This window comes from Paenimyroides viscosum, from assembly GCF_003858535.1.
In the GTDB taxonomy this organism is placed as follows: Bacteria; Bacteroidota; Bacteroidia; order Flavobacteriales; family Flavobacteriaceae; genus Flavobacterium; species Flavobacterium viscosum.
In genome coordinates this window covers 1-11,151 of record NZ_RQTJ01000051.1, presented here as the reverse complement: position 1 = coordinate 11,151, position 11,151 = coordinate 1, and the positions used below count along the sequence as shown (strand labels likewise).

Here is an 11,151-nt window from a genome sequence, read left to right as displayed (position 1 = left end):
GTCTTATTCAACAGGAACATTAACAACCTAAAAATTAATCTCGTTTAATAATGCACTACGGGTAAGTAATAATATTTTTCTATCATAATATCTTAATATTACTACTTGATTAAACTGGAAAATAATTTAAGACTCCTGTATCGTCTATTTTGTTATTTTTTAATGTAAGTTAAAATATATATCATGAGGTAACAATTAATAAAAGCGATCGGAATTCGATCGCTTTTATTCAAGACTTCATGTACTTGTCATATTCTTCCTTTGATATATTCCTTAAATTTATCTGATTATAATTTATGAAATTTTTTAATAGTGCTTTGTCATTTCTAAATTCATCGTTCATTTCAAATACGTAGTAATCTGAACTGATCTTTATAAGTATACTCCCATTCTTATTATGGTCGTTAGTATGTACATAAGTCCCTTTATCCCCTTTCATAATGTAATACCCGTCATTGATTAAGTTAAATCCTTTTTCAAAAATTGTTATGAAAGCAGGATCTCCTTCGTACTTTTTTAATTTTTTCATTGCTTATTGTTTCTATTGTTGTAGCCCTAAAAATACAACTATAAAAGTTATATAAAACTGCTTCTACCTATCCTTTATCAAATGTTGCAGATCTGGGTCATTACTTATCCTATCTAATTCATCATCTATAATTTTCATTACATCCAATTTTATCTGTCTGTAATTTGAATCTATTTCAATCTTCATATTATCTATTCCGAAATCATCTTTAAAAGATAAAATGTCAGGTATTTTTTGATTGTTTTTTGTTTCAATAGCTACCTTCTCACTATCTATAACAATTTCAGAATGAAAAATCTTTTGCTCGATTCGTTCATCAAAGTTATCAGAGACGGCACCAACAAATATTCCTTGAGTTAGTGTAGAGATTTTGCAAGCAGGAATAAGACTATCCAGTTGTGTTGAGATTGAGGTTGAAGTATCATTCCTATTGATAGATAAGCTCTGTCGTTTCTGCAAAATCTTGCCAAACCTATCTGACAAACTCTTGGCTGTCTCCCCTACTACCTGTCCGCTGAAGATGTTACCAACTGTGTTTTGTATTACCTTACTTTCTTTATCTCCATAATCTCTTGTCAATTGTGAAAAGTCTTGAAAGCCTAAGCAAACAGCAACCTTATTACTTCGGGCAGTAGCAATTAAATTATCTAATCCCCTGAAATAGATCGTAGGTAGCTCGTCAATTATAACGGAGCTTTTCAACTGTCCCTTTTTGTTAATCAACTTAACTATTCTGGAATTGTAAAAACCTAGCGCAGCCGAATAGATATTTTGTCGGTCTGGATTATTAACTACACATAAAATTAAATAGTGATGGAAAGAAGGAAGTCTTAGGAATGTGGCTCGGGAAAAACGAAAGCTCAAGTTTTTGGATGAATGTTTTAACCGATTTAAAAGCACGTGGTGTGGAAGATATTTTGATTACTGCGACAGATAATCTCAATGGTTTCACCAACGATTCGTTCTGTTTTTCCTGACCCGAGAGCTTGCTCGAACTGGCGAAGCAATCTCAAACCCAAATATGCGTAGTTCATCAGATTAGAAACGCTTGCAAATATGTAGTTGGAAAGACAGAAAAGAATTTTCCGCCGACATGAAACACATCTACACCGCCCCAAACAAACAAGCTGCAGAACAAGCTTTGAATGATTTTGCTGCAAAATGGGAAAGTAAATACCTTTATGCTGTTCAATCCTGGAGAAATAATTGGGATGATTTAACCGTTTTTTTAGAGTTCCCTCTCGAGATTAGAAAAATCATTTACACCACAAATTTAATTGAGAATTTGAATGGTAAAATACGCAAATACACTAAAAACAAAATGTCATTTCCAACAGATGATGCCGTAATGAAATCAGTATATCTCGCCCTAAATGAAGCCACTAAAAAATGGACCATGCCTATTCATAATTGGGGACTTGTTTTAAGCCAATTTATGATTATATTTGAAAAAAGGCTCAGATTATAAAATCCAAGCCCTAACTTTTTAACTTACACACTTGATGGGATAGTGTCAAAGAATTTTACTGCTACAAATCATAAAGACTAAACTTTATATTTTAGAAAAACAAAAAGCTGTCGTATACCACGACAGCTTTTTTTGAGTTTGTTTATTTTATTTTGGCAGTCCATTCAATTCCACTAATGTCAATCAGCTTTATAGTATAATTTTCTTTAAGGAGAATTTTTTGCAAATCAATGGTAATATCGGCTTTTGCACCAAGAGGTAAAATCAGACTATGTTTTCCCGGTTTTATTTTTGCCACATAATGATTGTTGATTTTTTCTTTTGGAAATTGAGCCAATTTCTCTTGACCAATGGATTTTACGGTCTGATTATTTTCGTCCAAAATCTGTATGCCAATTAAAAACGAACCGTAAACATCTGCACCTTCTACCCTAAACAGTTGAAAAGAAAGCTCTGATCCGTTGTGCTGAATATTTGAAATTTCAACTTTAGGCTTTACGGATTTGTTATGAAGCGTACCAAACACACCACCGTGAAAGTACTGATTGGTAAACAAAGTCAATCCAAAAATGAACAACGACATTGCGAGAACTTTTGGAGCTAAATTTTTGATTGGAAGCACGCCCGAACCTAAAAAAGCAAACCATTTTTTAGTTGTAAAATGATAGGATTTACTCATTAAATGATTGTCTAACGAATAAACACCGCTACCTGTTAGGAACAAGACAAAACCACTTGCAACACCTAGCACACCGATTTGCCATTCGTCCAAACAAGTTGTACCCAACCAGCCTGAACCCAAAAGAATACCCATTGCCAAAAAGAATACTCCAATACTCATCAGTCTTGTAAACAAACCAAGAATGATAAACAAGCCGACAATAGCTTCTACAATTGTAAAAATAACCATTGAAATTTGCAATGCTTCTGGATTGGAAACCAGATATTCAATAATGGGTTTTATGCCCAAAGCATTGGGAAGAAAGTGATTGAATTTTTCACCAATATAGCCCGCTTCTTCGGGAATAAGTTTGTTGTCTAAAATAAGTCGTCGCCAGAATGCAGAAAAATAAGTCCAGCCGATTACCCAACGCAGGGATAATGTAAAAAGTCCAGCCTTTCCGGCTGCACTATCCATATATTGTTTCATTGATTTTTATATTTTAATTAAACGTGAAAATGATGTAATAATGCGAAAGAAAAGTTACGCAATATCAATTTTCAGCCGTTTATATAAAATATATTTTGGAGGACTGTTGCCCGAAGATGTTTTTGAATAATCGTTGTAAACTTTGGTTGAGAGTACTGCAAAAAAAGGTTTATCGAAAAAATCAACAGACTCTATTTGTTTCTTGATTTCTGAATTCTTTTCAACCGAAATTTGCTGATTTTCATTTTGGGAATATGCACAGCGGCTTATAGAAGTAGTTGTTTTTGTTTTGTTCAATGAATTTGCAAATTCAGCATTTACAGAAGATAAAAACACTTCCTTAACCGTACAAGGACTTAATGAAAACAAAACAAAGCCCAGCAAAAGGATGGGTTTGAATATTTTAATATGGAAGTTTATTTTCGGCATTGCCCCAAAAGTACAATTATTTAACTGGTATGGCAACCTAAAGAAAAGAATTTCACATTTTATTAATTCACGGTGCTGAGTTCAATTTTAGTAAACAATTACAGCACAAGGACTCATCATTAGTCCTGTAATCAAGACTAATGATAAGTATATTAGTATTTTCTTTGTAGCTTTTATTTATTATTTCATCAAAGGTAATTTTTTAGAATTCCAATCGTTTATACTTCCGCTGTAATTTAAAATATTCGTATAACCTAACTTTTCTAAGATGGAATAAGCCATAGCACTTCTAACTCCACTTTGACAATGAATTATTACAGGCGCATCCTTCCGAATTTTAGTAGCGTTTATCTCTAAAGAATTTAAAGTAATATTTTCAAAACCCTTGATGTGACCACTTGCGTATTCCGTTGCTGTACGAACATCAACCAACTGAACATTTTTGTCTTTCATTAATTGTTGAACCTCTTCAGCTGTAATAATATTAGAAGTTTTCAAACCATTTAATTCATTTACATCAGAAATATAACCATAAATGTTGTCCATTCCAATGCGTATCAGTTTGCGTTGTAAATCTTCGATTTGATTTTCATTTCCTACCAAAATAATTTGATTGTTATATCCAACCAACGAACCTACGAAAGTTGCAAATGATTTACCACCTTCAATATGCAAACTGCCCGGAATAAAACCTTTCGCTACGTCCTCTTTTTTACGGGCATCAATCACCAAGACATTATTTTTGATGGCATTTTCTAGTTCAGTCATTGATAATTTTTTTGTTTTAGGCATTTCAATCAACAAAGGACGAACCGATTTATTCCATTGTTTCATTACTGCAAAATATTTAGGTGGTTCAGGCTGACCATCTAAAATAAATTTAGTAAACGCATCTTTATCATTCAAGTATTGAAAAGCAGGGCTTGTTGCCATTTCTTGTTCCAATGTAGATTGAGGAATGTTGCTCAAACTTTTACCACAAAACGAACCAGCACCATGACCTGGCCAAATCTCTGTATTTTTAGGTAATTTAATGAACTGATTCAATGATGTAAACAATTGATATGCTCCTTCGTATTGCGACCCTTTTTGACCGGCCGCTTTTTCTAATAAATCAGGACGACCCACATCACCTACAAAAATAAAATCTCCTGTAATAGCTTTTATAGGGTCATTAGGTTTATTGGTGTTTTTAACTAAAAAAGTTAAGCTTTCTGGTGTATGTCCTGGTGTGTGCATCACCTTTAGTTCAACATTTCCCAATTGTATAATTTGCTGGTCTTTTAATGGTTGATGATCAAAAGCATATTGCCAATTAGGTCCACCTTCGTTAGATAATAATAAATTCGCTTGAGTGGCTTTTGCCAATTCTGGTGCTCCACTTAAATAATCGGCATGAATGTGCGTTTCGGTAACATATTTTATCGTCAAACCATTCTTTTTCGCGTATTCTAAATACGTATCGATATCGCGTTTTGGGTCAATTACGATGGCTTCATTTTTATCATTCGCAATGATGTAACTCGCTTGTGCTAACGTCTCATCATAAAATCTTTCGAATTGTATAACCTGTGCATTTATAGTGAAGCTTGATACTAAATATACACCTAAAGTTTTTAAAAATAATGATTTATAACCCATGATTTCTCGATTGAAGAGCTTAAAATATAATTCTATTGTATAATTCAATGTAACATTTGTTACATAAAAAAGCATTTCCTATAGCGATGCTTATATTCTATATGTTTTCTTTTAATAATCGTTCCAACTCATTTGCAGGAAAAACGCCCGCTTGACGCCAACGAATTTGTCCGTTTTTAAAAATAATTAAGGTAGGCACACTTCTTACTTGATATTGAGCTGCAGTTTGTTGATTTTGATCTACATCGATTTTAATAATCGACACCTGATCTCCTAAATGTTGTTTTACTTCTTCAAGAATAGGCGCTTGTGTTTTACAAGGTCCACACCAAGTAGCAAAAAAGTCTACTAAAACGGGTTTGTCTTGATTTATTATTTCTTCAAATGTCATATTTATTTTTCTTTTTTAAATAATGAAAATACCAAACCGCCCATCATTCCACCATATAAAGTGCTATTTCTAGGATTTGACGTGATGGCACAAGTTCCCGAATTACAACCTATAAAATGCCAATACAGATACCCTGTAATAAGTCCTAAACTTATACCTGCAAGTGTTATTAAATGTTTTTGAAAGAATAATTTCATTTGATTTCTGTGTAAGTTGTTTCTTTGTTCTGTTTTGATTTAGAAAAAGTAGTGCTACATCCACTAGCTCCACAACATCCAATATTGAAGAGAGGCATAAGTGCTAATAATCCACCGATAGCTACAAATAGCCATTGTTCTAAATCAATTCCTTGATAGATGATTGTAATTGCTAGTGCTAATCTAAGCAAACGTATCAAATTCCAAGATTGTATCCACTGTTTCATAGATTTATTTTTTTATGAAATGAATAAAAACCTCACTTCCTTTTCTCGGTTCGATGCTATTGTAACATTCTTCCATCGTTTTGATTTCAAAATGATTTTCGAAAATAGGACGGTATTCACAAGGACATCCACCAAAAGGAGGAAACGGATTGTTAAATTGTTTATCGAATAGTAATCCAACTATGCGACCATTTTCCTTTAAAATCTCGTGCATTTTTGCAACGTAATCCTTTCTTTTGAAAGGTGGAATAGCACTAAAAAAGGTTTGTTCTAATACCAAATCATATGAGCCTTTATGTTCAAAGAAATCTTCGCATAAAATACTTATTGCTGATTGACCTTCAAATTTTTTCTTTAAATTTTCAACGGCTAATGGAGCAATATCAATCAATGTAATGTTGGTAAAACCTTGCTGTATGAGATATTCAGCTTCGTAAGCATTTCCACAACCTGGAATCAGAATCGCTGTGTTTTTATCAGCGATTCCGTCCATATATTTTGTGATTGCAGAAGAAGGATAGCCGATATCCCAACCTGTTTCTTGCTTTTCCCATCGGGTATCCCAATAGTTTTTATCCATTGGTAAATCGCATTGGGTAATGCAACACGCTTCATTTTTATTTTCCTGCTTCATTTTTAACTGCATTTACTTGTTGCCAAGTTCCGCCATTTACAACATTGGTAAATCCGTTTTGTTCTAAAATAGCTTTTGCTTGTCCACTTCTGTTTCCACTTCTGCAAAATACTACAATATTTTCGTGATTTTTAAACTGTGCCATTTGCATTTGAACTTGATCTAAAGGAATATTAATAGATCCTGGTACGTTTCCTTCTGCAAATTCTGCGGGCGTTCTAACATCTACTAAAAATGCGTTGTTAACGATACCTTTTAGTTCTTCGTTGTTGTTCTCTGAGAACATATTTTTTATTAATCCGAACATAATTATTATACCTATACTTGTTATTATTATTTTAATACTTTGCTTTGACATACGAAATCGGTTTTAGGAATTTGAGTTTCTGTAATAGCTTGGAAGCCACCTTCAATTTCGATGAAGTTTCTATAACCACGCGCTTGTAAAATACTTGCAGCAATCATACTTCGGTATCCACCTGCACAATGTAAATAAAACGGTTGTTTGGGATCGATATCGTTTATCCAATCGTTAAGGTAAGCCAAAGGTTTGCTGTATGCCTCTTCTACGTGTTCTGCTTCGTATTCTGACTCTTTACGAACATCGATAACCATCACTTCTTTCCCTTCGATTTGAGAAGCAAATTCAGTTGCAGTAATTCGGTGTACCGTATCGATTTCTTTTCCAGCATCTACCCAAGATTGAAAACCACCTTCTAAATGCCCCAATACGTTATCAAACCCAACACGACTTAAACGCGTTACTGTTTCTTCTTCCATTCCGGCATCTGTAACCAAAAGAATGGGTTGATTCACATCAACAATCATCGCTCCAACCCAAGGTGCAAAATCACCGTTGATTCCAATATTAATGGATTGCGGAATAAATCCTTTGGCGAAATCACCATTTACACGAGTATCTAAAATCAAAGCAGCCGATTGTTCTGCAATATTTTCGAATTCTTCGATACTTAACGCCGTCATTCCTTGAGATAACACGTTTTCGAAACTTTCGTACCCTTTTTTATTCATCGCTACATTCATTCCAAAATACGCTGGAGGAGGCAATAAACCATCAGTTACCGCTTCGATAAACGCTTCTCTAGAAGGTTGATTTAAAGCATAGTTCATCTTTTTTTGATTTCCTAAGGTATCTACAGTTTCTTTCATCATATTTTTACCACAAGCTGAACCTGCTCCATGAGCTGGATATACCGTGATATCATCTGCTAAAGGAAGAATTTTGTTGTATAAACTGTCGTATAACATTCCAGCTAATTCTTCTTGCGTCATGTTTGCTGCTTTTTGAGCCAAGTCTGGTCGACCAACATCACCTAAGAATAAGGTATCTCCACTAAAAATAGCCGTTTCTTTTCCGTTTTCATCTATTAATAAATACGTGGTACTTTCTAAAGTATGACCTGGCGTATGCAGCACTTTTATTTTGATGTTTCCGATTTGGAAGATTTGATGGTCTTCTGCAATAATCGCTGAAAATTCTGGATTAGCTGTTGGTCCGTAAACAATTGGTGCCCCTGTTTTTTGACTTAAATCTAAATGTCCGCTCACGAAATCTGCGTGAAAATGCGTTTCGAAAATGTATTTTAAAGTTACTCCATCTTTTGTTAAACGATCAACGTAAGGTTGCGTTTCACGTAGCGGATCAATGATTACCGCTTCACCATTACTCTCTATATAGTAAGCACCTTGTGCTAAACATCCAGTATATATTTGTTCTATTTTCATTTTAAGTTTCTTTTAGTTTGTTACTGTAAATTTCGTGAGATTATTTGAATTGATTGGTAACATTTGTTACACAAACTAGTTGATTAGAAGTTCTTTAATTAAGATGATGAAACCCATGATGACAACAAAGTATCCAAAAATGGGTTTTAATTGTTTGGCATCTAATTTCTTGTTGAGTTTTATGCCAAAATACATTCCTACCAATGCAATTGCTATTATCTTAGCTAAGAAGATAAAGTTTAAAGTGGCAATATCGTGAGATCCTAAAAAACCGATAAATGATTTTACTCCAATAATGAATAATGAATTGGCTACCGCTTGTTTTAAACTTAATTTTCCAAAAATCATTAATACAGGTACAATAATAAATCCGCCACCAGCACCAACAATTCCTGTGATTAAACCCTCGAACAAACCGGCGATCATCAATACGAAATGATTATAAGGACAATCGAAACAATCGGGGTTGTTTTTCTTTTGTTTAATCATAAAAAAACCTGATGCTAACATTAATACAGAAAAGAAAAGCATCATGAAAAGGTTTTTCTCGATCTCAAATCCAAATAATTCAAAAGTTTCTGGAATTGATGGAAGGAGGTATGAGCGTACCGAATACAACGCCACCAAAGATGGGATTCCAAATTGCAATATCTTTTTAAACGATAACCTCTTTTGAAGAACATGGGGTGTTGCTGCGATTAAACTCGTTATACTAACTAATGCTAACGAATATGTTGTTGCAAGTGTAGCAGGGACAGCAAATAAGTAAACTAAAACAGGTACCGTAAGTATGCTACCACCACCACCAAATAATGCTACTAATAAACCGATAACTATGGTTAATATTAAACCTATTATTTCCATTGTATTTCATTTTGTAGTACAAAGGTCATTCATTTCAAAACGATAGTGCGTAACATTTGTTACAGAAGTATAAAGCAAAAAAAGATGTTTCATTAGAAACATCTTTTATAAAATGGTAATGCTGTTACGTTGTTGTTTAATAAAACCTTCGTTCTCTAATACTTTTAATAATCGAGAAATCACTACGCGAGATGTATTTAATTCGTAAGCAATTTCTGCATGTGTTTTATTAACTATTCTTGATTTATTTACACTGGCAACTTCAATCAGATAGTTTTCAAGTCTGCCTTTAGAGTCTTTAAAAGCCAAATTATCAATAGATCGCATCATTTCATCTAATCGATCTTGATAACTATTAAAAACAAATGCGCGCCAACTTGGATATTTCGCTAACCATTCGTCCATTTTTTGAACAGGAATCATCACCATTTCTCCATCGGTTTCAGCAGTTGCACGAATAACACTTGTTTTTGCCCCTAAACAACACGTCATGGTCATGGCACAAGTATCGCCTTTCTCTAAATAATATAATAAAAGTTCGCCGTCATTATCATCATCACGCATAATTCTAATTGCTCCGTGTAGCAATAAAGGCATGTGAGAAATAGTTTGATCTAAATCAATTAAAATTTCATTTTCTTTAAAAGGCTTCAATTGTCCCGCCGAAGCAATTTCATCTAACAATTCCTCTTCAAACAACGAATCAAAATAATTCTGTAGAAAACTTTTATCTAACATAATTAGTAAATTAATGAGGTAATTTATCTTTAAGAATTCCGTATAACCAAGTGCCTGTTAAAGCTGCAAAAATTACTATAATTATAGAATAGGTTCCTGCACCTAAAAGTACAAATATAGGGCCAGGACATGCGCCAATTAACGCCCAACCTAAACCAAAAGCTATTCCGCCAAATAAGTACCTGCTGATTGATTTGTTTTTTGGGTTTATAACGATATCTTGCCCGTTTACATCTTTAGCATTTTTACGTTTGATGATTTGTATGGCAATAACGCCAACAAATAATGCCGATCCAATAAAACCAAACATGTGGAATGATTGAAATTGAAACATCTCTACAATTCTAAACCAAGAGGCTGTTTCGGCTTTATACATTGTGATTCCAAAAATCACACCTAGTACAATATATAAAATACTTTTCATAATCGTTAAAAAATTAAAGGGAATAATAAATGAACCATGATTAAACCGCCAATAAAAAATCCAACTACAGCAATTAATGAAGGTAATTGTAAATCACTTAATCCAGAAATAGCGTGACCCGAAGTACATCCGCCAGCATAACGTGTACCAAAACCAATTAATAAACCACCTACAATTAAGATTATGATATTCTTAAAAGATAATGTTTTAAAAATTTCTTCAGGACTATAAGCTGTACCAACACTATTAATGCCTAAATTTTGCAAATATTTGGTTGTATAAGCCGCAATTTCTGGGATTTGGTAGTTCGATAGAAAATTAGCTGCTACATAACCACCAATTATTGAACCTACTAAAAACAAAAGATTCCATTTTTGCGATTTCCAATTAAATTCAAAAAAAGAACACGTTTTTCCTGCTCCTAAAGCTGAACATAAAGTTCTAAAGTTTGAAGAAAACCCAAAACTTTTACCTAAATAAATCAAAGCAATCATAATAAATGCAATGATAGGCCCCCCTATATACCAAGGCCATGTTCCAAATATCCAATCCATAGTTTTAATTTTTACTTTGCAAATTTGAGAGATTAATTACTATTACTTCGTAACATTTGTTACATACAATATATTTAAGCCTATATTGAAGATGTATTGTTTTAACCCCTATAAACCTAGCGTAATTTATGTAATTTAGAAGTATAATGTTTTAAGCTA

Annotated in this window: 14 protein-coding genes and 2 pseudogenes; 1 reads left to right on the top strand and 15 read right to left on the bottom strand. The window is 33.4% G+C overall.

The genetic code is table 11. The features are described 5' to 3' along the window. Positions 1-229 precede the first annotated feature (229 nt). Positions 230-529: a hypothetical protein gene (locus EG242_RS14180; protein WP_124900515.1), complete on the bottom strand. Its 300-nt coding sequence runs from the start codon at positions 527-529 to the stop codon at positions 230-232. 63 nt (positions 530-592) lie between these two features. Beyond that, positions 593-1,333: pseudogene (locus EG242_RS14175) on the bottom strand (TraM recognition domain-containing protein); the annotation flags it as partial. Here EG242_RS14175 and EG242_RS14170 point away from each other — a divergent pair. After that, positions 1,327-1,997, top strand: a pseudogene (locus EG242_RS14170) (IS256 family transposase); the annotation flags it as partial. The pseudogenes EG242_RS14175 and EG242_RS14170 sit on opposite strands and share 7 nt — an antisense overlap. A gap of 142 nt (positions 1,998-2,139) precedes the next feature. On the opposite strand, the gene EG242_RS14165 reads toward EG242_RS14170, so the two are convergent. The 13 genes from EG242_RS14165 to EG242_RS14105 form a co-directional block, all read right to left on the bottom strand. Beyond that, positions 2,140-3,147: a TQO small subunit DoxD gene (locus tag EG242_RS14165; RefSeq protein ID WP_124900514.1), complete on the bottom strand. Its 1,008-nt coding sequence runs from the start codon at positions 3,145-3,147 to the stop codon at positions 2,140-2,142. Between the two features lie 54 nt (positions 3,148-3,201). Continuing rightward, positions 3,202-3,531, bottom strand: a complete 330-nt coding sequence (locus tag EG242_RS14160; protein ID WP_124900513.1) for a hypothetical protein — start codon at positions 3,529-3,531, stop codon at positions 3,202-3,204. Between the two features lie 225 nt (positions 3,532-3,756). Continuing rightward, entirely contained in the window at positions 3,757-5,265 is a 1,509-nt protein-coding gene (locus tag EG242_RS14155) for an MBL fold metallo-hydrolase (RefSeq protein ID WP_235831924.1), read from the bottom strand. Positions 5,266-5,314: 49 nt separating this feature from the next. Then, positions 5,315-5,608 (bottom strand): thioredoxin, encoded by a 294-nt coding sequence (gene trxA / locus EG242_RS14150; RefSeq protein ID WP_124900512.1) that lies wholly within the window; start codon positions 5,606-5,608, stop codon positions 5,315-5,317. 2 nt (positions 5,609-5,610) lie between these two features. Further along, positions 5,611-5,805 (bottom strand): DUF6132 family protein, encoded by a 195-nt coding sequence (locus tag EG242_RS14145; RefSeq protein ID WP_124900511.1) that lies wholly within the window; start codon positions 5,803-5,805, stop codon positions 5,611-5,613. Continuing rightward, positions 5,802-6,032, bottom strand: a complete 231-nt coding sequence (locus EG242_RS14140) for a hypothetical protein (RefSeq protein ID WP_124900510.1) — start codon at positions 6,030-6,032, stop codon at positions 5,802-5,804. The genes EG242_RS14145 and EG242_RS14140 overlap by 4 nt, the downstream gene beginning before the upstream one ends. A gap of 4 nt (positions 6,033-6,036) precedes the next feature. Continuing rightward, on the bottom strand, positions 6,037-6,666 hold the full coding sequence (locus EG242_RS14135; protein ID WP_124900509.1) for a methyltransferase domain-containing protein: 630 nt from the start codon (positions 6,664-6,666) through the stop codon (positions 6,037-6,039). Beyond that, positions 6,650-6,952 carry a rhodanese-like domain-containing protein gene (locus tag EG242_RS14130; protein WP_235831923.1) on the bottom strand — a complete coding sequence of 101 codons (303 nt, stop codon included), beginning with the start codon at positions 6,950-6,952 and terminating at the stop codon, positions 6,650-6,652. The genes EG242_RS14135 and EG242_RS14130 overlap by 17 nt, the downstream gene beginning before the upstream one ends. Positions 6,953-6,999: 47 nt before the next feature. After that, entirely contained in the window at positions 7,000-8,412 is a 1,413-nt protein-coding gene (locus EG242_RS14125) for an MBL fold metallo-hydrolase (protein WP_124900507.1), read from the bottom strand. 75 nt (positions 8,413-8,487) lie between these two features. Then, positions 8,488-9,276 carry a sulfite exporter TauE/SafE family protein gene (locus tag EG242_RS14120; RefSeq protein ID WP_124900506.1) on the bottom strand — a complete coding sequence of 263 codons (789 nt, stop codon included), beginning with the start codon at positions 9,274-9,276 and terminating at the stop codon, positions 8,488-8,490. A gap of 105 nt (positions 9,277-9,381) precedes the next feature. After that, positions 9,382-10,014: a Crp/Fnr family transcriptional regulator gene (locus tag EG242_RS14115; RefSeq protein ID WP_124900505.1), complete on the bottom strand. Its 633-nt coding sequence runs from the start codon at positions 10,012-10,014 to the stop codon at positions 9,382-9,384. Between the two features lie 10 nt (positions 10,015-10,024). Beyond that, positions 10,025-10,438, bottom strand: a complete 414-nt coding sequence (locus EG242_RS14110; RefSeq protein WP_124900504.1) for a DUF6691 family protein — start codon at positions 10,436-10,438, stop codon at positions 10,025-10,027. 5 nt (positions 10,439-10,443) lie between these two features. Beyond that, positions 10,444-10,992 carry a YeeE/YedE family protein gene (locus EG242_RS14105; protein WP_124900503.1) on the bottom strand — a complete coding sequence of 183 codons (549 nt, stop codon included), beginning with the start codon at positions 10,990-10,992 and terminating at the stop codon, positions 10,444-10,446. Between the last annotated feature and the right edge of the window lie 159 nt (positions 10,993-11,151).

Excerpts from the sequence above, each read along its gene's own strand:
- EG242_RS14180 (WP_124900515.1), bottom strand. The coding sequence starts at position 529 with ATGAAAAAATTAAAAAAGTACGAAGGAGATCCTGCTTTCATAACAATT.
- EG242_RS14165 (WP_124900514.1), bottom strand. The coding sequence starts at position 3,147 with ATGAAACAATATATGGATAGTGCAGCCGGAAAGGCTGGACTTTTTACA.
- trxA (WP_124900512.1), bottom strand. The coding sequence starts at position 5,608 with ATGACATTTGAAGAAATAATAAATCAAGACAAACCCGTTTTAGTAGAC.
- EG242_RS14145 (WP_124900511.1), bottom strand. The coding sequence starts at position 5,805 with ATGAAATTATTCTTTCAAAAACATTTAATAACACTTGCAGGTATAAGT.
- EG242_RS14140 (WP_124900510.1), bottom strand. The coding sequence starts at position 6,032 with ATGAAACAGTGGATACAATCTTGGAATTTGATACGTTTGCTTAGATTA.
- EG242_RS14135 (WP_124900509.1), bottom strand. The coding sequence starts at position 6,666 with ATGAAGCAGGAAAATAAAAATGAAGCGTGTTGCATTACCCAATGCGAT.
- EG242_RS14130 (WP_235831923.1), bottom strand. The coding sequence starts at position 6,952 with ATGTTCTCAGAGAACAACAACGAAGAACTAAAAGGTATCGTTAACAAC.
- EG242_RS14125 (WP_124900507.1), bottom strand. The coding sequence starts at position 8,412 with ATGAAAATAGAACAAATATATACTGGATGTTTAGCACAAGGTGCTTAC.
- EG242_RS14120 (WP_124900506.1), bottom strand. The coding sequence starts at position 9,276 with ATGGAAATAATAGGTTTAATATTAACCATAGTTATCGGTTTATTAGTA.
- EG242_RS14115 (WP_124900505.1), bottom strand. The coding sequence starts at position 10,014 with ATGTTAGATAAAAGTTTTCTACAGAATTATTTTGATTCGTTGTTTGAA.
- EG242_RS14110 (WP_124900504.1), bottom strand. The coding sequence starts at position 10,438 with ATGAAAAGTATTTTATATATTGTACTAGGTGTGATTTTTGGAATCACA.
- EG242_RS14105 (WP_124900503.1), bottom strand. The coding sequence starts at position 10,992 with ATGGATTGGATATTTGGAACATGGCCTTGGTATATAGGGGGGCCTATC.